Below are 24216 nucleotides of genomic sequence, written 5' to 3'. Positions count from 1 at the left end.
AAGCGGAACGGCGGTCATTCATGAGACATCTTCGCACGGCCCTGGCCGCTCTGTTTGCCACGCTGCCGGCCCCCGCCCTCGCCCACCCGCATATCTTCGCGGAAGCGCGGCTGGAGGTGGTGGCGGGCAATGACGGCAACATCGCCGAACTCCACAACGTCTGGCGGTTCGACGAGGTCTTTTCGTCCAGCGTACTGCTCGATTTCGACAAGAACACCGATCTGAAGCTCGACCAGAAGGAGCTTGCCGAACTCGGCGAGGTGATGCGCAAGTCGCTCGGCGACTACCACTACTTCACGACGATCACCCTGAACGGCGCGACGATCGGCGTGACGAAGCCGGACGTCATCCACGTGACGCTGCAGGACAACCAGCTTCTGGTGATCTTCTCGGTGAAGCCCGAAAAGCTGGTACCGCTCAAGGGCCGCATGACCTTCGGCATCTACGACCCGACCATGTACACCTCGATCGACTTCCCGACCGATGGCGACCTGTCGGCCAAGGGGGCGGGTTTCGCCCATTGCCAGCACAAGGTCGTGCGGCCGGATCCCGACGAGGTCATTTCGCAAAACAACGCCACGCTGACGGATGCCTTCTTCAACGATCCGACCGGCACCGACATGACGAAACTCTTTGCCACCCGACTGGAACTGACATGCTGACAAAACGCCACGGGCTCGCCCTTGCCGTTCTGGCCGCCTTCGCCGTCGCCGGCATCGCCCATGCGCAATCGCCGCTCGGCGTCGGTTCGGCCGAACCCTCCTTCTCGGCCGGCGGGCCGTTCGGCCCCTTCTTCGCCTGGATCAACACCTACCAGCAGTCCTTCTATCGCGCACTGACGGGTTCGCTGCGGGCCATGCGCGAAGACCCTTACGCGCTGTCCGGCCTGATCGGACTTTCCTTCGCCTACGGCGTCTTCCATGCCGCCGGCCCGGGCCACGGCAAGGCGGTGATCTCCTCCTACATGATCGCCAACGAGGTGCAACTCAAGCGCGGCATCGGCATTTCCTTCGCCTCCGCCCTGCTGCAGGGCGTGATAGCGATCATGCTCGTGGGTGCGGCCTATGTCGTGCTGCGCGGCTCCGGCATCACCATGACCGCCGCCACCCAGGCGATGGAGATCGCGAGTTTTGCGCTGGTGGCGTTGTTCGGCGCCTGGCTGCTCGTCAAGAAAATCAGCGCGCTCAGGCTGCGCATCGTCCGCGTGCCGGAAGCGGCACCCGCGACCGCGATGCTTTTCAGCGCGCCGGCCGCCGGTCGCGCCTCGACCGGCTTCAACTTCCAGGCCGTCGGGATCGACGACCACGCCCACAAGGGCGAGAGCGAATATTGCGAGACCTGCGGCGTAAGCCATATGCCTGACCCTAACCTGCTGCGCGCCAAAAATTTCAGCCTGCGGGAAGCCTGGTCGGCGATCATCGCGGTCGGCCTGCGGCCCTGCTCCGGCGCGATCCTGGTGATGAGTTTTGCGCTGCTCAACAGCCTCTATCTCGGCGGCGTGCTTTCGGTGCTTGCCATGTCGGTCGGCACGGCGATCACCGTCGCCATCCTCGCCACCCTGGCCGTCGGCGCCAAGGATGTGGCGCTCAGACTTGCCGGACCCGGTTCGCGGACGGCAGGACGGATCGGCCACGCGATCGAGATCGGCGGTGCGCTCTTCGTGCTGCTGGTTGGATTGACGCTTCTGGGCGCCACCCTTCAGAACTGACGGAGATAGGGTATCGGCGCAGGACAGCCCAAACCAGACTCGGTGCCGAGCCGGTAGGCAATCGAGAGCGTCCGCATCCTGCCGCCTGAGCATGGCGAGCGTCGGGGCTTCGAAGAGGTTCAGCGGTCGCGGTTTCGCTGGTAGCGCGCCCGAAGCCAGAAGACGAGGAAGAAACCGAGCAGCAGAAGAGCGCCGACGATGAAGCCTAGGACCGGCGAAAACCGGCCAATGCCGAGCACGATGGTCGGCAGGAAATAGACGACGAGCCCGGCCACGATCAGGATGATCGCTGCAGCCGTCGCCTGGGATCTTGCTTCGGGCGTCATGCGGTCTTCTCCTTTGCGAGCCCGGCCCGAATGTCTTCCAGCCGCCGTTTCTGCCTGCCCTCGGCATCGAAATTCTCCGGTGCGAGCCAAGCCTCGAAGGCGGCTTTCAGGAGCGGCCATTCGCCGTCGATCATCGAGAACCACGCCGTGTCGCGATTGGCACCGCGCGAAATCACGTGCTGGCGGAAAACGCCTTCGAAGGTGAAGCCGTAGCGCAGCGCGGTCACCTTGCTCGGCTCGTTTTCGTTATGGCACTTCCACTCGTAGCGGCGATAGCCGAGGTCCTCGAAGACGTGCCTGGCCATCAGGTAATGCAGTTCGGTCGACATCGGCGACCGCTTCATCGCCGGCCCATGCGCGACGGAACCAACCTCGACGACGCCGTTCTTGGGGTCGGGGCGCATGAAGCTCGCCATGCCGACGATCTTGCCGGTGGCGTTCTCGATGGCGATCAGCGTCACGAAGCCGCTCGGGCGAACGGATTGCAGCCAGCGGTCGAGGTCCTCCGCCGACGCATAATCCTCGTTCGGAAAATATTTGAGGAGGTCGTTGATCCCGTCCGCACCGCCGAGCGCCTCCCAGAGACCGGCGAGATGCCTTTCGCGATCATAGGTCTCGAGGGTGAGAAGGCGGCCCTTCAGGGTGACGGGACCGGGAGCGGCAACTTTGTAATTCTTGAGATCGCGCATGGGAGCCTCTGTTTCGAGCCCATTGGCTTAGGCCAGGGAAAAACGAAAGGCAACGGGCGAGAACGACGCAAGGATCGCGCATCCATCGTGTTCCTGCATGTGTGTTTTTTACGCGGACAGCAGCCTGCCAGTCTGCTTCCTTTGTCGAGAATGCCGGAGCGAGCCATGCCAGCCTGCGCATCATGCGGCCGAGACGTCAGTTTTCTCGATCTTCGCGGCGGTCAATGCCAGGACTGCCGCGCACAGGCGGAGTCCGGCCGAGTCGCCTCGGCGATCAAGGAGATCGAAACGGTCCCCACCCCGGAAGAACTGAATGATCCCGCCGTCCTTGCGCTCATCGTCACCACCACGAGCGAAATCCCGAACCGTCAGATCGACGGCATCATCGATATCGTCGGGGCCGAGACGGCCGTCGGCCTCAACATCTTCAAGGACATCGCCAACAATTTCCGCGATTTCTTCGGCGGCCGCAGCAAGACCGTGCAGACCGCCGTGCGGGAGGCGAGGACCGCCTGCATGGCTGAACTTCGCCTCGCCGCCGTGAAGCTCGGCGCCGACGCCGTCATCGGCGTCAGGTTCGATTTCAGCGAACTGTCAACCGCCGGTTCGGGCGGCATACTGTTCGTCGCGGCAACGGGGACGGCGGTGAAGCTGGCGAAGTGAAAGCCGCCCACGCCGTTCCCAACCTCGGTCGGAAGAAGAGCTATCCGGCGGCTCAGACCTTCACCTTCGCCGCCGAGACCGTCGCGTCGATATGGTCGATCAGCGCATCGGCAAGGCCGAGCCGGCCCGCGAGCAGATCGAGATAACCGCGTTCGGCGCGCGTGTCCGGATCGATCGTCAGGCGGGTCGCCGCATAAAGCTCGACCTTCTGCTCCTCGGTGCGGGCAGCCGCGACGAGGTCGTCGATATCCACCGGATTGGCGAGTTCGTTTTCGATGAAGGCTTCCGCCTCCGAGCCCAGGTCGACGGCATGCACCTTGTCCATGATGTTGGCGCGTTCGGAGGCGTCGATATGACCGTCGGCCTTGGCGGCGGCGATCATCGCCCGGATCAGCGTCAGCGCGAAGTCGTTGGAAAGCTGCGCGGATTGCGGATGAAAGGGCGAATCGGCAGGCGGCGCAAGCAGCGGTGTCCCGGCCTGCGGGGCCGGCTGCGGCGCCGCCTCGGGCGACTGGCCGGACCTGTAGTTCTTGTAGGCGAGATAACCGAGGCCGGCGATCGCCGCGATGCCGCCGACCGTCGCCACATTGCCGGCGAGCTGGCGGCCGGTCTTGGTGCCGAGAAGCGCTGCGACGATCGCACCGGTGGCGAGCGGATTGTCCTTGGCAAGCTGGCCCGCCTGCTCCGCCCGGCCCCTTACCGTTCCCGACAGTCCCGGGATCTGAGATCCGAGGAACTGGTCGAGAAGTTTCTTCGCGTCGAACATCGCATGTCTCCCTGTTGCGTTTCGTGAGGAAGATAGGAATGCGATTGTGAAATTACAAAGACGGTTCGCAGGTGGGTGGGCCGACCCGCCCCGACAATGACGCCTGTGAATGGCGCCGGCCCGGCAGCGTCATTGCCGGTTCTGCGGCAGGCCATCGGCGATGTCGTAATAATCGCCCTTGTCGGCCACGAAGATATGCGTCTTCAGGCGCGTTTCCGTCGGCGTATCGAACGCCCCCATGGCGACGGCGATCCAGTCCCGGTGCGGCGGGTCCCAGAAGAGCGATGAGCCGCAGGTGGTGCAGAAGCCGCGCCGCACCTTCTCGGAGGACTGATACCAGCCGAGATTTTCCGTGCCATGGATCGTCAGCCGGTCACGCGGCACGTCGGTCGAGGCGAAATAATGGCCGGAATGTTTCCGGCACCTGGAACAATGGCAGGCATCCGGTGCAGCCAGTTCACCTTCGATCTCGAAGGTTACCGCATCGCAGAGGCATGAACCCTTGTGCATGATCTGCTCCTCCCGCGGCACCACCTGCTCCGGGCCTGTTCAGGCTTTCAGCGCCGCGGCTTCCGAGGCAAGCCTGGTAATGCCCGCCCAGTCGCCTGCGGCAACGAGATCCTTTGGCGCCACCCAGGAACCGCCGACGCAGACGACGTTCGGCAGCGACAGGTAGTCGTTGGCATTCTTCAGCGAAATGCCGCCGGTCGGGCAGAACAGCGTCCCGGCGAGCGGCGAGGAAAGCGCCTTGAGATAGGCGGCGCCGCCGGCTTGTTCGGCGGGGAAGAACTTCAGGACATCATACCCGGCCTCGCGCAGCGTCATGACCTCGCTCGACGTCGCGGCGCCGGGAAGCAGCGGCACCGGCGAATCCTTGGCGGCCGCAAGCACGCCCGGCGTGACGCCCGGGGAAACGATAAAGGTGGAGCCGGCCTTGACGGCGGCATCCCAATCCCTGCCGTTGAGGATCGTGCCGGCGCCGACATTGGCGCCTTCCACCTCCTCAGCCACCGCCTTTACCGCATCGAGCGCGGCCGGCGTGCGCATGGTGATCTCGATCGCCTTCAGGCCGCCGGCGACCAGCGCCTTTGCAAGCCCCACGGCCGATTTGGCGTCGTCGACGATCAGCACCGGCACCACCGGCTGCAGTTTCAGGATGGCAAGCAGCTTTTCGGTCTTCCCGGCCATGGCGCACATCTCCGCTAAAACGATTGAAATCTCGGCTGGAGATACCGCGCGGACCTGTCGTTGTCGAGAAAAAACAGGCCGAAACCCTCAAACGGGTTTTCCAGATCGCACCTTTGCTTTAGGGTTGCGCCGGGCGTGAGACTAACACGGGCGGATGCATGGCCAAGGAAATCGAGCGCAAATTCAAGGTGGTCGGCGAAGGCTGGCGATCGGAGGTGACGTCGTCCTCCGCTTTCCTGCAGGCCTATATCGCCTCCGACGACGACCGATCCGTGCGCGTCCGGATCATGGACGGCGAGCGCGCCAGGCTGACGATCAAGATCGGCCGCAACCTCGTCGCCAGGGACGAGTTCGAATACGAAATCCCGCTGGCGGACGCAAAGGAATTGGTTGAAAGCGCGCTCGGCGTCGTTCTCGAAAAGACACGCTACAGGATCGACCACAAGGGGTATATTTGGGAGGTCGACGTCTACGGCGGCGCCTATGCGGGTCTCGTCGTGGCCGAGGTGGAAATCGAGGACGAGGCGGCGGAACCGGAACTGCCGGATTGGATCGGCCGGGAGATCACCGGCGACCGGCGTTACTCGAACGTGGTGATGGCAACCGAGGATATGAGCGGGGAACTGGTCAATGGCCTATCGTCTGCGGCCCGCTAAACCCTTCACGGCCGAGTTCCGCTCGGTCGCCGAGAGCCAGCTTGCCCATGCAATCCGCCTTCTTGAGGAACAGCCGGACGGGCCGCACGAAGCGGTGCACGCGGCGCGAAAGCGCTTCAAGAGGGTACGCGCCCTCTATAGGCTGATCCAGCCGGATGCCGCGGAATTCCGCGCCCGGGAGAACGCCCGCATCCGCGACATGGCGCAAACGCTGTCGGCGGTGCGCGATGCGACGGCGCTCGTCGAGACCGTCGATTATCTCGCCGGCCATGCGGGTTCGCCGGAAGAATTTTCCGCCCTCACCGTCGCCTCGAAAGCACTGACCGAGCGACGCGACCGGATCGCCTCCGAGGAACACGACCTGGCGGCGAAGATGGCGGCGGCGGCCGATACCTGCCGCGAGGCGATCGCCGCGATCGAGGAACTCGAGCTCGATGACGATCCCAAAAAGAGCGCCCGCCGGCTTGCCAAGGCCTGGAAGAAACAGCGGCGGAAGGCGCTGGGCGCTCTTGGCGGCTGCGAAGAGCACGCCGATGCCGAGGTCTACCACGAACTGCGCAAATGCGGGCAGACCTACTGGATGCACCTTTCGCTGCTCGGCGAGATCTGGCCCTCCGCCATGCTCGCCAAGCAGAAGCAGGCGAAGGACCTCGTCGATCTCCTGGGCCACGAGCACGATCTCTCGGTGCTGACCGGTCTTGTCAACGAAAATCCGGAGCTTTTCGGCGACGGTGATACGCTGGCGCTCATCCTGGGCGCGATCATCACCCGCCAGCAGGCGTTGCGGCACGAGGCGCTCGAAAAGGCCCACGAGGTTTTCGCCGACAGCGCCGAAACGGAAAGCGCGCTGATCGAACTTCTCTGGAAAAAGGCGGCCGCCACGCCGCGCCGGCGGCGAAAACCGGCAAAGGTCCGCAAGGCACAGGACCTGCCCGGCAAAGAAACGGCGCTCATCGGATAGCAATCCGTTGCACCGCCGTCCGTCTGGCTGTATTTCAGCGCCCATGAACGCCGACCCTACGACCGAAAACCAGACCCCATCCCGACCGGAAGCCGCCGGCCCCTATCTCGTTGCCGCGCTCTACCATTTCGCGCGCTTCGACCGTTTCGAGGCTTTCCGCGAACCACTGCAGGCCTTCTGCGACGAGAACGGCATCAGGGGCACGCTGCTCATCGCACGCGAGGGCATCAACGGCACGGTCGCGGGTTCCGACGACGCGATCGCCCGGCTGCTCTCCTACCTGCGCGCCCAGCCGGAATTCGCCAAGCTGGAGCACAAGGAAAGCCGCGCTTCGAAAATGCCTTTCCTGCGCATGAAGGTGCGCCCGAAGAAGGAAATCGTCACCATGGGCGTCGAGGACATCGACCCCAACCGCATCGTCGGCACCTATGTCGATCCGAAGGACTGGAACGCGCTGATCTCCGATCCGGAGACGATCGTCATCGACACCCGTAACGACTACGAGACGGCGATCGGCATCTTCAAGGGCGCGGTCGATCCGCAGACCAGGACATTCCGCGAGTTTCCCGACTGGGTGAGGAACAATCTCGGCCTGCACAACAAGCCTAAGATCGCCATGTACTGCACCGGCGGCATCCGCTGCGAGAAGGCGACCGCCTTCATGAAGGAACAGGGTTTCGACGAGGTCTACCACCTGAAGGGCGGCATCCTGAAATATCTCGAGGAAGTGCCGGCCGAAGAAAGCCTCTGGGAAGGCGCCTGCTTCGTGTTCGACGAGCGCGTCTCGGTGGAGCACGGCCTGAAGGAAGGCAACCACAAGCTCTGCCACGCCTGCCGCAACCCGATCACCGCCGAAGAGGTGACCTCCCCCCATTACGAGGAAGGCGTCTCCTGCTCGAACTGCTATCCGACCCGAACCGAGGAAGACCGGCTGCGCTACCGCCAGCGGCAATTCCAGATCGCACTGGCGAAGAAGCGCGGCGGGAAACATATCGGCGGGTGAAGCCGAAATCGCCACACCTGACCAGAAGGGCCGACCAGGGTCGGCAGAAAGCAAGATGAGAAACGTCCTGTTCGTGTGCAGCCAAAACAGGCTACGCAGTCCGACAGCCGAGCAGATTTTCGCAGACTGGCCCGATATAGAAGTGTCGTCGGCGGGCACGAACAACGACGCGGAAAATCCGTTGTGCCAAGAACTCGTAGAATGGGCCGACATCATCTTCGTGATGGAGAGATCGCACCGCACGAAGGTTCAGAACAAATACCGTTCGGTGATAAAGGGCAAACGGCTGATCTGCCTCCATATTCCGGACGATTACGATTTCATGGACCCCAGCCTCGTTCAAATCCTGAGAACGAAGGTGCCGCAGCATCTCTAATCTTGTCACGCCGCGCTGGCCCCGCACGGCATGCCGCCGCCGCGGATCGCGTCGATCTCTTCCGCCGACATGGGCCTCCCGAACAGATAGCCCTGCAATTCGTCGCAGCCGCTGAGGCGCAGCGCAATGGCCTGTTCCTCGGTCTCCACGCCTTCGGCCGTCACCGGAATGTCCAGCGAACGGGCGAGCGCCACGGTTGCCTGCAGGAGATCGACGGCGCGGGCGCCCTCGTCCAGCGCGTGCACGAGCGACTTGTCGATCTTCATCCGGTCGAAACCGAACTGGCGCAGATATCCGACGCTCGAAAAGCCGGCGCCGAAATCGTCGAGCGCGATCTTGACGCCGAGCTGCTTCAGCTTCGCGAGCGCCGCGCGGGCGCGCTCGGCGTTCTGGATGAAATAGCCCTCCGTCATTTCGAGCGTGACGCGGCCCGGCTCGGTTTTCGTCTTGCTGAAGACCGAACCGACATGCACGGCAAAGGCCGGATCGCGGAACTGGCCGGGCGAAATGTTGACGGCGAGTTTCAGCTCCGGCCATGAGGCGATCGTCTCGCAGGCCCGGTGCAGCACGAAGAGCCCGAGCTGGTCGATGAGACCGGTCGATTCGGCGATCGGGATGAAGATATCCGGCGACACAGGACCGTAGCCGGCGCGGTTCCAGCGGCACAGCGCCTCGACGCCGATCAGACGAAAACTCCTGGCATCCATCACCGGCTGGAAGACGACCGCGAGTTCGCGCCGTTCGATGGCGATCCTCAAGTCGATTTCCAGCATGTTGCGCTCTTCGCGCTCGGCATCCATTTCCGGCCGGTAATATTCGGCCCGGCCGCGGCCGGTTTCCTTGGCATGGTACATGGCCATGTCGGCGCGGCGCACCAGCTCTTCGCCCGACACCTTGCCGCGCGGCGACGCCGCCACGCCGATGCTGGTGCCGATCGTCGCCACCCGTTCGCCGATCACGAACGGCTCGTCGAAAAAGCCGAGGATACGGTCGTTCAGATCGTCGGCCACCCGGGCGATCTCGGCGCTCAAGAAAGCGATCGCAAACTCGTCGCCGCCGACACGCGCCAGGATCGCATCGTTGCCGACCAACGTCTTCAAGCCCGCCGCCACCCCGCGGATCAGCTTGTCGCCGGTGCCGTGGCCATAGGCGTCGTTGACCTCCTTGAAGCCGTCGAGATCGAGATAGAGCAATGCCACGTCGGAGCCGCTGCGGCGGCCTTCCGAAACGAGATCCTCGAGCGCCACGAAAAAGCCGGTCCGGTTCAGGAGACCGCTCAGCCGGTCGCTCATGGCGAGGTGCCGGGCGGCGGCCTCGTCTGCCTTCAGGCGATTGAGCGTATTGCTGCCGCTGACGAAAAGCAGCAGGAAGAACAGGCCGACCATCGCAAGCGCGCAATAGACGAGCGGCCGGACTTCGGCATATCCCATATTGCCCGGCAGACGCGAATTCCAGACGAGTCGCCCCAGCAGTTTGCCATGTAGATTGCGGATATCCACGGCGTTCGCCGTCACCTCGCCTTCCCCGGTGAAGCGAAGACCATCGATCACATAGGTCTGGGCGAGCTTCCGGACCTTCGCCTCATCGAGATGATGCGCGAAGATCAGGAAACGCCGGTCCGGCCGCGGCACGTCGAGCGCGCCGGACTTCTGCCGGATCAGGGCGAGGCCGACAGCCGCGATACCTCTTTTCGTCCTCATGAAGCCGGCCGCCTCCGGCACCGCGTCCGGCCCGGCCGAGCCTGCCTTGTCGAACAGCGTCGCAAGCGAGGCGTCGAAATAGTCCCGTGGCGACCAGGAAACCGGTACGCCGTCCTGGTAGGCCATCAATACGTTCTGCCGGCTGTCCATGACGATGGCGGTGTCGAAGAGATCGCTGTTGACGGTCATCTCGCCGTAATTGTCGACGATCCAGTCCTGATCACCCGCATAGACGTATCTCGCCGCATCGTCCCAGGCGGCATAGTCCGTCAGCGTCGCATGCAGTTGCCCCTCGAACATGTGAAGCGAGCCGGTGGTGGTTTCACGCGAGCGCGCGTCATCGAGGCGGTTCGCATATTCGGCAATGCGATCGAGAGCCGTCAGAATGAAGATGGTCACCAGCACGACGACCATCGCGAAGGCAAGCAGCATCGACGTCACGGCAGAGCGACGGCCAAGCGTGGCGGAGCGGCGGATGCGGGACGGAAGAAGCCGCATGGAGTACCTCGTGAAGAATTACATCCTTCGCGGGTATTCCTTCAGATCGGGTTAAAAAAGCGACCCGGACACGCATCAAGGCCTGGATCGCTCGGAATTTTCGAAAATTCGACTGCTCTTGCGACAGTCCCGGACATTACCAGGCGGCGATGACCGCACCCTTGAACTGGGTGTTGACGAAATCCTTGACCGGCGCGCTGTGATAGGCCTCGACCAACGTCTTGACCCAGGCGGCATCCTTGTCCTTGGCGCGCACGGCGATGATGTTGATGTAAGGAGCCTTCTCGCCTTCCTTGGCGATCGGATCGGTCTTCGGGTTGAGGCCGGCTTCCATCGCATAGTTGGTGTTGATGACGGAGGCGTCGACATCGTCCAGCGAGCGCGGCAGCTGGGCGGCGTCGAGCTCGGCGAACTCGATCTTCTTCGGGTTTTCGGTGACATCGGCGGGGCCGATCTTGAGACCTTTGGCAGCGTTCACCTTGATGAGGCCCTGGTCGGCGAGGATCAGCAGCGCGCGGCCGCCATTCGTCGGGTCGTTCGGGATGGCGACCGTGGCGCCCTGCTTGAGGTCGGCGAGGCTCTTCGCTTTTTTCGAATAGACGCCCATCGGGAAGTTGACGGTCTGGGCAACGCTGACGAGGTCGAATTTGCGGTCGGCGACCTGGTTGTCGAGATAGGGCTTGTGCTGGAAGGAATTGGCCTGCAGCTCGCCATCCGCCAGCGCCTGGTTCGGCACAACGTAATCGGAGAATTCGAGGATCTGGATGTTAAGGCCCTTGGTGGCCGCGACGTCCTTCACCTTTTCCATGATCTGGGCATGCGGACCGGGTGTGACGCCGATCTTGATGTCTTCGGCGAGTGCCGAACCGGTGGCGAGAACGGCGAGTGCGGCTGCGAGAATGAGCTTCTTCATAAGTGTCTCCTTGGGTTTCTTTTGTACGCCAGTCTTGGGAGGGCTGGATTTTGGGAATGTGGAAAATCAGGTCTTGCGATTGCGCTTGTCGAACCGGCGGGCGAGCGCATCGCCGGCGCTCTGCACCAGCTGGACGAGCACGATCAGCACCACGACGACCGCGAGCATCACTTCCGGCATGAAACGCTGGTAACCGTAGCGGATGCCGAGATCGCCGAGCCCGCCGCCGCCGACCGCGCCGACCATGGCCGAATAGCCGATGAGGCTGACGATGGTCATGGTGAAGGCGAGCGTGATGCCGGGCCGCGCTTCCGCCAGCAGCACCTTGAAGACGATCTGCAGCGGCGTGGCGCCCATGGCGCGGGCGGCCTCGATCAGCCCCTTGTCGATCTCGCGGATCGCCGCTTCCACCAGACGGGCGAAGAACGGGATGGTCGCGATGGTGAGCGGCACGATCGCCGCATTGGTGCCGATCGACGTGCCGGTGACGAGCCGGGTGAACGGAATGATCGCCACGACAAGGATGATGAAGGGCGTCGAGCGTGTCGCATTGACGATGACGCCGAGGACGCGATTGGTGACCGGCGCCGGAAAGAGTTCGCCCTTGCCGCTCGTCGCCAGAAAGATGCCGATCGGCAGGCCGATCAGCGAGCCGAGCAGACCGGCGATCGCCACCATCTGCAGCGTCTGCCCGAGCGACTTCGTGAGGAGGCCTATGAGCATGTCAAGCGACATAACCGAGCACCTCCGTGGTGAGACCGGTCTCGGCATAGAAGCGGTCGGCGCGTTCCGTGACGGCGGGATCGGCCGGGTAGGCGACGACCAGCGAGCCGTATGGCTCTCCGGCGATCTCCTCAATGCTGCCGGCGAGGATGTTGACGTCGGCTCCGAGTTCGGCGACCAACCGCCCGGTCAAAGGCTTGAACGCCGTATCGCCGAAGAAGATCAGCCGCACGAGAATGCGGTCGCCGACCGACGGCTCCGGCTTCAAGTTCGAGCGGATCCATTCCGGCAGTTGCGTGCCGAGCGCTGCGGACAGAAGCGAACGCGTCGTCTCGTGCTTGGCGCCGGTGAAGACGTCGAACGTGCGGCCCTGCTCGACGATCCGGCCCCGGTCGATCACCGCCACGTCGGAGGCGATGGTCTTCACCACCTCCATCTCGTGAGTGATGAGCAATACGGTGAGGCCGAGCTCGGCATTGATGCGCTTGAGCAGCGCCAGGATCGATTGCGTCGTCTCCGGATCGAGCGCCGAAGTCGCTTCATCCGAGAGCAGCAGTTTCGGCGCGGTGGCCAGCGCGCGGGCAATGCCGACACGCTGCTTCTGGCCGCCGGAAAGTTCGGACGGGTAACGCGCCGCCTTGTCGCCGAGGCCGACCAGATCGAGCAGCGGCGCCACCTTGTCACGGATCGCCTTCCTGTCGAGCCCTGCGATCTCCAGCGGCAGCGCCACATTGTCGAACGCGGTGCGGGACGAGAGCAGGTTGAAATGCTGGAAGATCATGCCGACCTCACGGCGCAGGTTGCGAAGCCCGCCTTCGGAAAGGCCGCCGACTTCGACGCCGTCCACCACAACCCGGCCGGATGTTGCCTTTTCCAGCCCGTTGACGAGGCGGATCAGCGTCGACTTGCCGGCACCGGAACGGCCGATGATACCGGTGATCGCGCCGCGCGCCACGGTGAGATCGACACCATCCAGCGCGGTGAACCGGTTTTCACCGTCACTGCCGAAACGTTTGGTGACCGCTTCGAAAGCGACCATCGGCGCCCGTGCGGCAACAGGCTTTGGGATGGTGTCGGCGGGCGCGGCAAAGCCGCCTGCCGGCACGGAATTCGCGGTCTGGATTGTCGGTCTCATCTTGAAGCTCTTTTCGGCTGCGCGAATGGCGCGCGCCCGGTCGTGGACAACGGATTGCTGTTTCAGCAACACATTCGACGCATTGCCCGTCGATCTACCATTCTCCAGAACCTTCTTTCAACCATCGAGTTGCATGCGAGCCATGCGAGCACTGACAGTCTTATTGCATTGCAGCACGGCCGAAGCCGAGCAACAAAATTTCCGACTTTGGGAAAAGAAGGAAAAATCCCACTCCGGAATGGATCAGGCCGCCGCAGGCAGTTCAGGCGGTAGGAACTGCTCGAAGGCGGGGCGCCCGAACACGTAACCCTGGATGAGGCAGACGCCCATATCCCGCAGGGCGGCGAGTTCGCCGACAGTCTCGATGCCCTCGCAGACAGTCGTGATCGACAGTTCTTCCAGCATGGCGACGGTATGCCTGACGATGGTGCGCTTGGCGCGGTCGGTATCGATGCCGCGGATGAGATCCATATCGAGCTTGACGATATCCGGCTGGAACTGGGCGAGCAGGTTCAATCCGGAATGACCGGCGCCGAAATCGTCGATCGCCGTCTTGAAGCCCATGTCCTTATAGACGTTGAGGATGTTCAGGAGGTGCCTGACATCCACCTTCTCGTTTTCGGTGAATTCGAAAATGATGCGGTTGAGCGGAAAGCCGAAGCGGGAGGCGGTGGCGAGCGTCAGGCGGATGCAGGCGCGCGGCTCGTAGACGGCGTTCGGCATGAAATTGATGGAGAGGTTTGCGTCCGACTGCGGCCTCAGCGTCGCGGCGAGCTCGATCGCCTTGGCCCTACACTGCTGGTCGAAGGCATAACGGTTTTTCTCGGTCACCTTCGACAGGACGCTGCCGGCGCCTTCGCCGCCGCTGCCGCGCACCAGCGCCTCATAGGCGAAAGCGGTGCCCGTATTCAGATCGACGATGGGCTGGAAAGCCATGGAAAAGGGAAGTTCAAAGGCCGCACCGTCGCGGCAGCCCTGGCAGGCGGTGGTCATGGCTTCATCTCCGTCATCGGAGACGACATATATCAGCCATACCTTAACAATCGCCCAAATTCCGTATCAGGCGCACATAGATATGAGATGAGCGGCGCGACAATTCCATACCTCTCGACCGGGCGGGGCATCCGCCGGCAAGCCGATCACTCTCCCGGCTTTGCCGGCGTGAAATTGCCCTTGGGAAACTGCGCGGCGAGCGCCCGATACCACTTGCCGCTTTTCTTGATCGTCCGCTCCTGGGTCTCGTAGTTCACATGCACCAGGCCGAACCGCATGCGATACCCTTCCGCCCACTCGAAATTGTCCATCAGGCTCCAGGCGAAGTAACCTTTCATCGGATAGCCTTGCCCGATCAGGTCTGCGACCACCGAGAGGTGATCGACATAATAGTCGAGACGCGGCTGGTCATCCACCTCGCCGTCTTTCGGCTCCATGTTGTAGCAGGCGCCGTTTTCGGTGATGTAGCAGTCCGGCAGGTCGTAGCGGCGGTAGAGGTCCTCGACGAGCAGTTTCAGGCCTGGCGCATAGACTTCCCAGCCGATATCCGTCTTCACGTCGCTGGCAGGTTTCGCCTCCACGGTCCACGGGAAATCGCCCTTGCGCTCCGCATCGTCATGGACGCGATCCGGCTTGTAGTAGTTGAGGCCCCACCAGTCGAGCTTCTGGCTGATCACCTTCAGGTCGCCCTCTTCCACGGCCGGCATGCGGTCGCCGAGCGCCGCGTGGAATTCCTTGGGATATTCGCCCTTGAAGACCGGCTCGAAGAAGACGCCGTTGTGGAACTGATGGGCGCGTTCGCCGGCCGCAAGATCCGCGGCGCTGTCGGAGCCAGGAATGATCGAGGAGGCGTTGATGACGATGCCGACCGGTACATTCGGGGTGACGTGGCGGATCGCCTCCACGCCGAAACCGTGCGCCAGATTGACATGGTGCATGGCGGCGAGCGCCGCCTGCATGTTGCGCTCACCCGGTGCATGGATGCCGTAGAGATGGCTGAGCCAGACAATGCACCAGGGCTCGTTGAAGGTTGCGACGGCATCCAGCCGGTCGCCGAGCCGTGCCATCACCACCTTGGCATAACGCTGGAAGGCATAGGCCGTCGAGCGTGCCGCCCAGCCGCCGTCGCCCATCAGCGCAAGCGGCAGGTCCCAGTGATAGAGCGTCGCATAGGTCTTGATGCCGCGCGCCTTGCAGCCGTCGATGAGGCGATCGTAGAAATCGAGCCCTTTTTCGTTGATGCGGCCTGTCCCCTCGGGAATGATGCGCGGCCAGGCGATCGAAAACCGGTAGGCCTCGACACCCATCTCCTTGATGAGATCGAGATCCTGTTCCCAGCGATTGTAATGATCGCAGGCGACATCGCCGTTATGCCCCTGATAGACGCGGCCCGGCATGTTGGAAAACGCATCCCAGATGGAAGGCTTGCGCCCATCCGCTCTGGTCGAACCCTCGATCTGGTAGGATGCCGTCGCGACACCCCAGAGAAAATCGCCGGGGAAACGGGAAGCGAAGGTTTTCGGATCGGGCGTTTTATTCATGATAATGCCAGCCTGTCTGGTTCAACCGGCTTCAAAAGCCGTCATTGCGCGGCGGTTTAACGAAGGTCGGCATGGTTGTACAGGGTAAAGGAGGGATTTCTGCAACGTTGCAGGGATGCGGCCCCGGATCTCGGGCCCACCCTCATCCAGCTGCCGCCGCCTTCTCCCGTTTTGACAGGGAGAAAGGCACAAGCTGCAGCCTTTCCGCCCGCACACGGCTGCGCGGAGGCCTATCCTCTCCCCTTCGTCACGAGGAGAGGATAGTGGTAGCGTTACAGCTTTACCCAGGCCCCGTTCTTCTTCGAAGACGCCACGCAGGCTTCCACGAAAGCCACACCCTTCACCCCGTCGTCGACAGTCGGGTAGATGACGTCCTTGCCGATCGCCGCGCCGTTCTTCACCGCGTTGATCGCGTGCGCCGCTTCCGTATAGATCGTCGCGAAGGCTTCGAGATAGCCTTCCGGATGGCCGGACGGGATGCGCGAGACGCGGGCGGCCGCGGGACCGGCGCCGGCGCCGGCACGGGTCAGCAGGCGCTTCGGCTCGCCGAACGGCGTGAACCACAGATAGTTCGGATCGGCCTGTACCCATTCGATGCCGCCCCTGGTGCCGTAGACGCGGATCTTCAGGCCGTTCTCGTGGCCCGGCGCCACCTGACTGCACCACAGCATGCCCTTGGCGCCGCCATCGAAGCGCAGCAGGACATGGGCGTTGTCATCGAGACGGCGGCCTTCGACGAAACTGTCGAGATCGGCGGCGAGGCTTTCGAGCGTCAGGCCAGTAATGAAGGCGGCGAGGTTATAGGCATGCGTGCCGATATCGCCGGTCGAACCGCCGGCACCCGATTGGGCCGGATCGGTACGCCAGACGGCCTGCTTGGCGCCGGTCTGTTCGACGGCTTCCGTCAGCCAGTCCTGCGGATATTCCACCTGTACGACACGGATCTTTCCCAGGTCGCCATTGGCGACCATCTCGCGGGCCTGGCGCACCATCGGATAGCCCGTGTAGTTGTGGGTGAGGATGAAGAGCGCCTTGCTCTCGTCCGCCACCTTCTTCAGTTTCCTGGCGTCGGCGAGGTTGGAGGTGAGCGGCTTGTCGCAGATGACATGGATCCCGCGCCGCAGGAATTCCTTGGCCGCGTCGTAATGCACATGGTTCGGCGTGACGATCGACACCGCCTCGATGCCGTCCTTCAGCCGCGCCTCGCGGATCGCCATTTCCTTGTAGGAGCCGTAATTGCGCGACGGGTCGAGCCCGAGATCGCGGCCTGAAGCGATCGCCTTCTCAGGCGTCGAGGAGAGCGCTCCCGCCACCAGCTCGAACTGATCGTCCAACCGCGCCGCCATGCGGTGCACCGCACCGATGAAGGCGCCCGAGCCGCCCCCCACCATGCCGAGCCGGATGCGCGGCTGCCGCGCCTGTTCGTCCTTACCTTCGATTGCCATATTACCTCTCCTGAACAAATTGGTTTGCGGCCGCCCCTCATCCGGCTGCCGCCACCTTCTCCCCGCAAGCGGGGAGAAGGCATGTGCCGCCCCCTCTCCGCCCATCTCGACCAATGAGCATCGCGGGCCCCCTCTCCTTGCAGGCGGGAAAAGGGATAGGGTGAGGGGCAAACTTGTTATCGGATAGACATCTTAAAGCCCCAGCATCCGCCGGTTGGCCGCTTCGTCCGTACCGCCGGAAGCGAAATCGTCGAAAGCCTTCTCCGTGACCCGGATGATATGCGCCTTGACGAATTCGGCGCCTTCGCGCGCGCCGTCCTCGGAATTTTTGAGCGCGCATTCCCATTCCACGACGGCCCAGCCGTCGAAATCGTTGGCGGCCATCTTGGAGAAGATCGAGCCGAAATCGACCTGGCCGTCACCGGGAGAACGGAAGCGGCCGGCGCGATTGACCCAGCCTTGGTAACCGCCATAGACGCCCTGCCGGCCGGTCGGGTTGAATTCCGCGTCCTTGACGTGGAACATCTTGATCCGGTCCTTGTAGATATCGATGTGGTCGAGATAGTCGAGGCATTGCAGCACGTAGTGCGACGGATCGTAGAGCATGTTGGCGCGCTTATGGTTCTTCACGCGCTCCAGGAACATTTCGAAGGTGACGCCGTCATGCAGGTCCTCGCCCGGATGGATCTCGTAGCAGACGTCGACGCCGCACTCCTCGGCATGGTCGAGGATCGGCGTCCAGCGCTTTGCAAGCTCGTCGAAGGCGGTCTCGACGAGACCGGCCGGACGCTGCGGCCAAGGATAAATGAATGGCCAGGCGAGCGCGCCGGAAAAGGTCGCATGCGCCTTGATGCCGAGGTTCATGGAAGCGCTGAGCGCCATCTTCACCTGCTCGACGGCCCAGGCCTGGCGCGCCTTCGGGTTGCCGCGCACCTCAGGTGCCGCGAAACCGTCGAAAGCCTCGTCATAGGCCGGATGCACCGCGACGAGCTGGCCCTGCAGATGGGTCGAGAGCTCGGTCACCTCGATGCCATTGCCCTTGGCGATGCCGGCGAATTCATCGCAATAATCCTTCGAGGATGCAGCTTTCTTGAGGTCGATGAGCTGGCTGGCCCAGGTCGGCACCTGCACCCCGACATAACCCTTTTCCGCCGCCCATTTGGTGATCGCGTCCCAGGAGTTGAACGGCGCGGCGTCACCCGCGAACTGACCGAGAAAGATGGCCGGGCCCTTGATCGTCTTCATCGTGTTTCCTCTTTGGCTAAGTGCAATCGGACTGCGGATGGTCCCGCATCCGTCATTCCTGTGCTCGTCACAGGCATCCAGCCAAGCGAAGCCCTTCTCGTGAAAGGACTCTCCCACGCCGCAGACGCAGCGCTGCTGGATCCCTGCCTCGAGCACAGGGATGACGGCGGTAGACGTGGTGCCCGCCTGACGAAGACGGGCACCACCTGTCGAAATCAGAACGGAGAATCCGGGAAGTAGAAGTTCTTGGCGTTTTCCTTGGTCACCAGCGTGGCGTCGAGGATGTAGGTGCCGCTGACCGGAACCTGGTCGTAGAAGTTGGCGGCGGTGAGCTGCATGGCGGTCGCCACCATCGCCGGCGGATAGAGCACGTCGACAGGAACCATCTTGTCGCCGTCCATGACCCTCTTCACCATGTCCTTGGAGCCGGCGCCGGCGACGATATACTTGATGTCGGTGCGCTTGGCCTGGGCGATGGCTTCGAGAACGCCGACGGCCATGTCGTCGTCCTGGCACCAGACCACGTCGATCTTCTGGTATTTGGTCAGGTAGTCCTGCATGACCTTGAACGCGTCGTCGCGGCTCCAGTTGCCGAACTGGCGCTCGAGGATCTTCACCTTGGAGCCGGCGATGCCCTTGTCGAAACCATCCTGGCGCTGCTGGTCGATCGGGATCGGCAGGCCGCGGATGACGACGACCTGAGCGTCCGGCGTGGTCTTGGCAATGTATTTGCCGGCGACCTCGCCGAGGGCCGGGTTGTTGCCGGCCACATAGAGGTCGCGGATCGAATTGTCGTTGACCGAAGGCGCGCGGTCGACGAGCGCGACGAACGTGCCCTTGTCCTTGATGTCCTTGATCGAGTTGACGAGCGGATCCGGATCGGTCGGCAGGATGACCAGCGCATTGAGGCCCTGGACGGCGAGGTCCTGCAGCGCGTTCGCCTGGGATGCGGCATCCGGCGAGGTCTTGACGATGACGTTGAGGCCCGGATGCTCCTTCATCAGGAGCTTGGCGACGCGTTCGGCATGGAACACCACGCCGGCGGTCCAGCCATGGTCGGCGGCAGGAATGGAAACGCCGATCGTCACCTTCTTGTCCTGCGCCTGGGCAAAGCCCGGGCCGATTGCGACGGTCGCGGCGAGTGCCGCGACTGCCAGCCCGAAAGTTCTTCTACGCATTTTTCTCTCTCCCACAAGTTATTCCAGGTCTGTTGATCGAAGACCGGACGCGACCCAGAAGCCCGGCCAATTCCTCCCTCGCCTGCCGTCGGCGCAGAAGCCTCCCGCTTTGCCCGGCAGACGTCATTTGCGCATCAGCGACCTCTGCACCAGCATGGCGATGATGATGATCGCGCCCTGCATCGCGCCGATCAGATATTCGCTGACGAAGTTCGAAAGCAGCAGGATGTTGCCGACCACTTCCAGGATGATCGCGCCGGCGACCGTGCCCCAGATGCGCCCCACCCCGCCCCGAAGCGCCGTGCCGCCGACGACCACGGCAGTGATCGCCTGCAGTTCCCAGAAACTGCCGGTCGTCGCAGACGTCGAACCGAGGCGCGGCACGTAGAGCAGCACGGCGACGCCGACGCAGAGCCCCTGGATGACATAGGTGATGGTGCGGACCCGGTTGATCGAGATGCCGGAATAACGTGCCACGTCCTCGTTGGACCCGACGGCCGTCACGTGCCGGCCGTAACGGGTGCGGTAGAGCACGAAGGCGCAGATTGCCGTCGTCACCAGAATGACCAAGATCGGCACCGGCACGCCGAGCACCGAACCGGAATAGAAGGGCCGGTAGAGCGTCAGCAGATCGCGGTCGCGCACGGTGATCGCACCGCCCTGGGATAGCCAATAGGTGAGGCCGCGATAGATGCCCATCGTACCGAGCGTGGCGATGAAGGGCTCGATCTTGCCGAGCGTGGTGATCAGCCCGTTCGCCAGCCCGCAAGCCGCCCCCAGCGCGAGCGCCAGCGCCATGGCGGCGAGCAGCATCGACATCGGATCGGCGATCGATCCCGAATTCATGAACATGATCATCAGGCTCGCCACGAAGGCGAGCATCGAACCAACCGAAAGATCAAGCCCGCCGGCGGTCATCACATAGGTCGCGCCGAGCGCGATGATGGCGATAAAGGCGCTGCGGGTGACGACGTTGCTAAGGTTGGCGATCGAGACGAAATTCGGATTGGCGAAATAGCCGAGCAATAGGAGCAGCGCCAGCGCGATGAACGGCGCGATCGCCGCCATGTCCCAGTCGCGGGAGGTCTTCGGCGCCTTGGCCGTATCGGTAACGGATGTCATGCTCAAGCGGCCTCCCCGGATTTGACGCCCGTCGCCAGCTGGACGATCTCGTTTTCGTTCATGTGTTCTCCCGTCACCTCGCCGACGATCCGGCCGGAGCGCATGACGAGGATACGATCGCAGATGCCGATCAGTTCCGGCATTTCGGAGGAAACGACGATGATCGAACGCCCCTCTTCCGAAAGCGCGGCGATGAATTTGTAGATCTGTTCCTTGTTGCCGATATCGATACCACGCGTCGGTTCGTCGATGATGACGACCTGCGGATCGAGCAGCATCATCTTGGCCAGCAGGAGCTTCTGCTGGTTGCCGCCGGAAAGCTGACCGGCGAGGATGTTCTTGGTGCCGGTGCGGATGTCGAAATCGCGGATCGCCTCGTCGAGCGCCTGGGCTTCCTTCCTGCGATCGATCTGCAAGAAGCCGGTGAACTTGCCGAGCGAGGCGAGCGTCAGGTTGACGAGCAGGTCCTTGGCGAGCAGCAGGCCCTTGCCCTTGCGATCCTCGGAGAGATAGGCGACACCGGCCTTGAGGCTCGAATGCACGTCGGTTAAGCTGACCGGATTGCCGTTGAGACGGACGGAACCGCGGCCGGAGCGCAGGCCCACCATGCCCTCCATCAGCTCCGTGCGCCCTGCGCCGACAAGGCCGGCGAAGCCCAGAATTTCGCCTCTGCGCAGCTTGAACGACGCATCTTGCGCATAACCCGGCACGTTGAAATGCTCGACGTCCAGCACCACCTCGCGGGTTTCCGCGGCATGCCGGTCCGGATAGAGCTTGGCGACGTCGCGGCCGACCATCAGCCGGGCCATGTCCGCCGGCTGCAGTTCGCTCGCCTCGTGGGTGGCGACGAGGCGGCCGTCGCGCAGCACCGTCACCCGGTCGGCGATCTCCTTCACCTCCGGCAGGCGATGGGAAATGTAGAGCACGCCGACGCCCTTGGCGCGGATTTGCCTGATGACCTTCAGCAGCGCCTCGGTCTCGTGCGGCGTGAGCGAGGCTGTCGGCTCGTCGAAGATGACGATGCGGTGTGGAACGAGCAGCACGCGCGCGATCTGCACCAACTGGCGCTGGGCGATGGAAAGGCGCGACACGATGGCGTTCGGATCGAGATCGCCGCCGAGATCGCGGATCGCCTTTGCGGCGCCCTCGTTCATGGTGCGGTCGTCGAGGGTCAAACCTTTGCGGACCTCGCGGCCGAGATAGATGTTCTGGGCGACGGTGAGATCGGGCGCCAGCAGGATTTCCTGGTGCACAAGCACGATGCCGCGATGTTCCGCGTCGACCGGGCCGGAGAACGTCACCACTTCGCCGTCCATGCGCATCTCGCCACGGGTCGGCGGCTGGTTGCCGGCCAGGATCTTCATCAGCGTCGATTTGCCGGCACCGTTTTCGCCAATGATGGCGTGAACTTCTCCTGCCCGCACGGCGATATTGATGTCCTTCAACACCTCGACGATGCCGAATGTCTTGGAAAGGCCGGTCGCTTCGAGGAGCGGCGCGGAGGCCATCGTTCCAGCCGTACTCATCGCCTGCCGCCTGCCAAACGAAGACCGCGCGCCGCCCGACACCGGACCGCCGCAACACCGACAGCGTGTATGAAAACGATAGACTGCACCCGAACTCCTCCCGAAGAGACGCTAGCCTAGATACTGAGGTACGTAAAGCAAATTTGGCGGGCAGATACGAACGGCGTAGCAATCGCTTATCGAAAATTCTTCCCTTGGTTGCCGCAGCGAAAGCCGGCGCCTTGGTGGAGGAAATTATCCTCGCCACCGGCAAGACGAAGGTGGAAATCGCTGAACTGCTCGGCATTTCCCGTCAGCAGCTCTATGACATCATCCGGGAGAGGAAGCCCGTTTCGCCTTCCGTGGCGGCGCGGCTCGGCAAGATGTTCGGCGATGGCGCGGCCATCTGGCTTCGCATGCAGGCCGCCTACGATGCCTGGCATGCGGAGAGAAGAGGACGGATGAGGAAAATCCTCACCCGCCCGAAGCGTCTCAGACGTAGCGGTTGACGACGTTTTCCAGATATTCCTGGCGGCCGGACTTCGGTTCCGGATTGATGTTCTGCTTTTCCACCCAGGAGGCGATGTCGTCGAGCTTGTATTCGCCGCGCAGCATCTTCTGGTATTCCGGGCTGTCCCACTTTTCGTAACGGGCATCGAGCGGGATCTTCAGCGCGCCGTCGTCGATCATCTTCGCGGCAGCCTTCAGGCCGCGGGCGCAGCAATCCATGCCGCCGATATGACCGATCAGCAGGTCCTCGGGGTCCAGCGACTGGCGGCGCAGCTTGGCGTCGAAGTTGGTGCCGCCGTTGACGAAGCCGCCGCCCTGCAGGATGTGATAGTAGGCGAGCGCCATTTCCGGCACATTGTTGGGGAACTGGTCGGTATCCCAGCCGGACTGCATGTCGTTGCGGTTCATGTCGATCGAGCCGAAAATGCCGAACGTGTTCGCCATGGCGATCTCGTGCTCGAAGGAATGGCCGGCAAGGATCGCGTGGCCCTGTTCGATATTGACCTTCACTTCCTTCTCGAGCCCGTTCTTCTGCAGGAAGGCGTAGACAGTCGAGACGTCGTAGTCGTACTGGTGCTTGGTCGGCTCTTGCGGCTTCGGCTCGATCAGGATCGTGCCTTCGAAGCCGATCTTGTACTTGTATTCCACGACAAGGTTCAAAAAGCGGCCGAGCTGGTCGAGCTCGCGAGTGAAGTCGGTGTTGAGGATCGTTTCGTAACCTTCGCGGCCGCCCCACAATACGTAGTTGACGCCGCCGAGGCGCTTGGTAGCGTCGAGGCAGGTTTTTACCGTCGCGGCGGCGAAGGCGAAGACATCCGGATCCGGATTGGTGGCCGCGCCCGCCATGTAACGGCGGTTCGAGAAGAGGTTCGCCGTGCCCCAGAGAAGCTTGGTGCCCGTCTCGGCCTGCTTCTTCTCGAAATAATCGACGATCTCGTTGAGGTTCTTCGTGTTCTCGGCAAAGTTATTGCCTTCCGGGCGCACGTCCGCATCATGGAAGCAATAGAAGGGCGCGCCGAGAAGCTGGAAGAATTCGAATGCGACGTCCGCCTTCATCTTGGCCGCTTCCATGGTATCGGAGAACCACGGCCTTAGGAACGTCTGGCCGCCGAACGGATCGCCGCCCGGCCAAGTGAAGGTGTGCCAATAGGCGATCGCGAAACGCAGATGGTCCTCCATCCGCTTGCCGGCGACGATCTCGTCCGGATTGTAGTGGCGGAAGGCGAGCGGATTGGTGCTCTCGGGGCCTTCGTATTTGATCTTCTGGATATCTCCGAAAAAGCCTGTGCTCATGGTGTTTTCTCCTTGGGAAAGTTCAGTCACTTCGTGGGCGGTTCCGCCCCTCATCCGCCTGCCGGCACCTTCTTCCCGC

General features: G+C 63.0%; 25 protein-coding genes. 8 read left to right on the top strand and 17 right to left on the bottom strand.

Going from position 1 to position 24216, the window contains the following annotated elements:
- The first annotated feature begins 20 nt into the window (after positions 1-20).
- On the top strand, positions 21-662 hold the full coding sequence (locus DMO26_RS28760; RefSeq protein WP_117195754.1) for a DUF1007 family protein: 642 nt from the start codon (positions 21-23) through the stop codon (positions 660-662).
- Positions 656-1708: a nickel/cobalt transporter gene (locus DMO26_RS28755; RefSeq protein WP_117195753.1), complete on the top strand. Its 1053-nt coding sequence runs from the start codon at positions 656-658 to the stop codon at positions 1706-1708. The genes DMO26_RS28760 and DMO26_RS28755 overlap by 7 nt, the downstream gene beginning before the upstream one ends.
- 119 nt (positions 1709-1827) lie before the next feature.
- Here DMO26_RS28755 and DMO26_RS28750 read toward each other — a convergent pair whose 3' ends face one another.
- Entirely contained in the window at positions 1828-2034 is a 207-nt protein-coding gene (locus DMO26_RS28750) for a hypothetical protein (RefSeq protein ID WP_117195752.1), read from the bottom strand.
- Positions 2031-2723 carry a GNAT family N-acetyltransferase gene (locus tag DMO26_RS28745; RefSeq protein ID WP_117195751.1) on the bottom strand — a complete coding sequence of 231 codons (693 nt, stop codon included), beginning with the start codon at positions 2721-2723 and terminating at the stop codon, positions 2031-2033. The genes DMO26_RS28750 and DMO26_RS28745 overlap by 4 nt, the downstream gene beginning before the upstream one ends.
- Before the next feature lie 165 nt (positions 2724-2888).
- Here DMO26_RS28745 and DMO26_RS28740 point away from each other — a divergent pair, with 165 nt between their 5' ends.
- Positions 2889-3386 (top strand): YbjQ family protein, encoded by a 498-nt coding sequence (locus tag DMO26_RS28740; RefSeq protein WP_117195750.1) that lies wholly within the window; start codon positions 2889-2891, stop codon positions 3384-3386.
- A gap of 52 nt (positions 3387-3438) precedes the next feature.
- Here DMO26_RS28740 and DMO26_RS28735 read toward each other — a convergent pair whose 3' ends face one another.
- The 3 genes from DMO26_RS28735 to DMO26_RS28725 form a co-directional block, all read right to left on the bottom strand.
- Positions 3439-4152: a tellurite resistance TerB family protein gene (locus DMO26_RS28735; protein ID WP_117195749.1), complete on the bottom strand. Its 714-nt coding sequence runs from the start codon at positions 4150-4152 to the stop codon at positions 3439-3441.
- Positions 4153-4281: 129 nt separating this feature from the next.
- A complete protein-coding gene (locus DMO26_RS28730) occupies positions 4282-4662 on the bottom strand; it encodes a GFA family protein (RefSeq protein WP_117195783.1) in 381 nt (126 codons plus the stop codon).
- A 39-nt stretch (positions 4663-4701) separates the two neighbouring features.
- On the bottom strand, positions 4702-5340 hold the full coding sequence (locus DMO26_RS28725; protein WP_117195748.1) for a 2-dehydro-3-deoxy-phosphogluconate aldolase: 639 nt from the start codon (positions 5338-5340) through the stop codon (positions 4702-4704).
- Between the two features lie 158 nt (positions 5341-5498).
- Here DMO26_RS28725 and DMO26_RS28720 point away from each other — a divergent pair, with 158 nt between their 5' ends.
- From DMO26_RS28720 to DMO26_RS28705, 4 genes are read left to right on the top strand one after another with little or no spacing between them, the layout of a single operon-like run.
- Entirely contained in the window at positions 5499-5996 is a 498-nt protein-coding gene (locus DMO26_RS28720; RefSeq protein ID WP_117195747.1) for a CYTH domain-containing protein, read from the top strand.
- Entirely contained in the window at positions 5971-6957 is a 987-nt protein-coding gene (locus DMO26_RS28715) for a CHAD domain-containing protein (protein WP_117195746.1), read from the top strand. Before DMO26_RS28720 ends, DMO26_RS28715 begins: the two co-directional genes overlap by 26 nt.
- Positions 6958-7000: 43 nt before the next feature.
- Complete coding sequence (gene trhO / locus DMO26_RS28710) at positions 7001-7960, top strand: oxygen-dependent tRNA uridine(34) hydroxylase TrhO (RefSeq protein ID WP_117195745.1); 960 nt, start codon at positions 7001-7003, stop codon at positions 7958-7960.
- A 55-nt stretch (positions 7961-8015) separates the two neighbouring features.
- Positions 8016-8336, top strand: a complete 321-nt coding sequence (locus tag DMO26_RS28705; protein ID WP_117195744.1) for a low molecular weight protein tyrosine phosphatase family protein — start codon at positions 8016-8018, stop codon at positions 8334-8336.
- Positions 8337-8341: 5 nt separating this feature from the next.
- Here the strand turns inward: DMO26_RS28705 and DMO26_RS28700 are convergent, their stop codons facing one another.
- The 11 genes from DMO26_RS28700 to DMO26_RS28645 all read right to left on the bottom strand — a co-directional run bounded on the left by DMO26_RS28700 (position 8342) and on the right by DMO26_RS28645 (position 22355).
- A complete protein-coding gene (locus tag DMO26_RS28700; protein WP_117195743.1) occupies positions 8342-10534 on the bottom strand; it encodes a putative bifunctional diguanylate cyclase/phosphodiesterase in 2193 nt (730 codons plus the stop codon).
- 136 nt (positions 10535-10670) lie between these two features.
- Positions 10671-11447, bottom strand: a complete 777-nt coding sequence (locus tag DMO26_RS28695; protein WP_117195742.1) for a MetQ/NlpA family ABC transporter substrate-binding protein — start codon at positions 11445-11447, stop codon at positions 10671-10673.
- 66 nt (positions 11448-11513) lie between these two features.
- Entirely contained in the window at positions 11514-12182 is a 669-nt protein-coding gene (locus DMO26_RS28690; protein ID WP_117195741.1) for a methionine ABC transporter permease, read from the bottom strand.
- Positions 12172-13209 carry a methionine ABC transporter ATP-binding protein gene (locus DMO26_RS28685; RefSeq protein ID WP_117195782.1) on the bottom strand — a complete coding sequence of 346 codons (1038 nt, stop codon included), beginning with the start codon at positions 13207-13209 and terminating at the stop codon, positions 12172-12174. Before DMO26_RS28685 ends, DMO26_RS28690 begins: the two co-directional genes overlap by 11 nt.
- 339 nt (positions 13210-13548) lie before the next feature.
- The gene (locus tag DMO26_RS28680) at positions 13549-14298 is read right to left on the bottom strand and encodes an EAL domain-containing protein (RefSeq protein ID WP_117195740.1); all 750 of its coding nucleotides are present in this window, start codon (positions 14296-14298) and stop codon (positions 13549-13551) included.
- A gap of 146 nt (positions 14299-14444) precedes the next feature.
- The gene (locus DMO26_RS28675) at positions 14445-15839 is read right to left on the bottom strand and encodes a GH1 family beta-glucosidase (RefSeq protein WP_117195739.1); all 1395 of its coding nucleotides are present in this window, start codon (positions 15837-15839) and stop codon (positions 14445-14447) included.
- A 272-nt stretch (positions 15840-16111) separates the two neighbouring features.
- Complete coding sequence (locus DMO26_RS28670) at positions 16112-17284, bottom strand: Gfo/Idh/MocA family protein (RefSeq protein ID WP_117195737.1); 1173 nt, start codon at positions 17282-17284, stop codon at positions 16112-16114.
- Positions 17285-17476: 192 nt separating this feature from the next.
- Positions 17477-18529, bottom strand: coding sequence for a sugar phosphate isomerase/epimerase family protein (locus tag DMO26_RS28665; RefSeq protein WP_117195736.1), 1053 nt, complete (start codon positions 18527-18529; stop codon positions 17477-17479).
- Positions 18530-18744: 215 nt separating this feature from the next.
- Complete coding sequence (locus tag DMO26_RS28655; protein WP_117195734.1) at positions 18745-19707, bottom strand: substrate-binding domain-containing protein; 963 nt, start codon at positions 19705-19707, stop codon at positions 18745-18747.
- Positions 19708-19830: 123 nt separating this feature from the next.
- On the bottom strand, positions 19831-20829 hold the full coding sequence (locus DMO26_RS28650) for an ABC transporter permease (RefSeq protein ID WP_117195733.1): 999 nt from the start codon (positions 20827-20829) through the stop codon (positions 19831-19833).
- A 2-nt stretch (positions 20830-20831) separates the two neighbouring features.
- Entirely contained in the window at positions 20832-22355 is a 1524-nt protein-coding gene (locus DMO26_RS28645; RefSeq protein WP_117195732.1) for a sugar ABC transporter ATP-binding protein, read from the bottom strand.
- 194 nt (positions 22356-22549) lie between these two features.
- Here DMO26_RS28645 and DMO26_RS28640 point away from each other — a divergent pair, with 194 nt between their 5' ends.
- On the top strand, positions 22550-22843 hold the full coding sequence (locus DMO26_RS28640; RefSeq protein WP_226951451.1) for a HigA family addiction module antitoxin: 294 nt from the start codon (positions 22550-22552) through the stop codon (positions 22841-22843).
- On the opposite strand, the gene xylA is transcribed toward DMO26_RS28640, so the two are convergent.
- On the bottom strand, positions 22827-24137 hold the full coding sequence (xylA, locus tag DMO26_RS28635) for a xylose isomerase (RefSeq protein WP_117195731.1): 1311 nt from the start codon (positions 24135-24137) through the stop codon (positions 22827-22829). The genes DMO26_RS28640 and xylA overlap by 17 nt on opposite strands.
- Between the last annotated feature and the right edge of the window lie 79 nt (positions 24138-24216).

The organism is Rhizobium terrae (assembly GCF_003425685.1).
Taxonomy (GTDB): Bacteria; Pseudomonadota; Alphaproteobacteria; order Rhizobiales; family Rhizobiaceae; genus Neorhizobium; species Neorhizobium terrae.
Note: the sequence above shows the minus strand (reverse complement) of the source record. Positions and strands in the feature narration are given on the sequence as shown.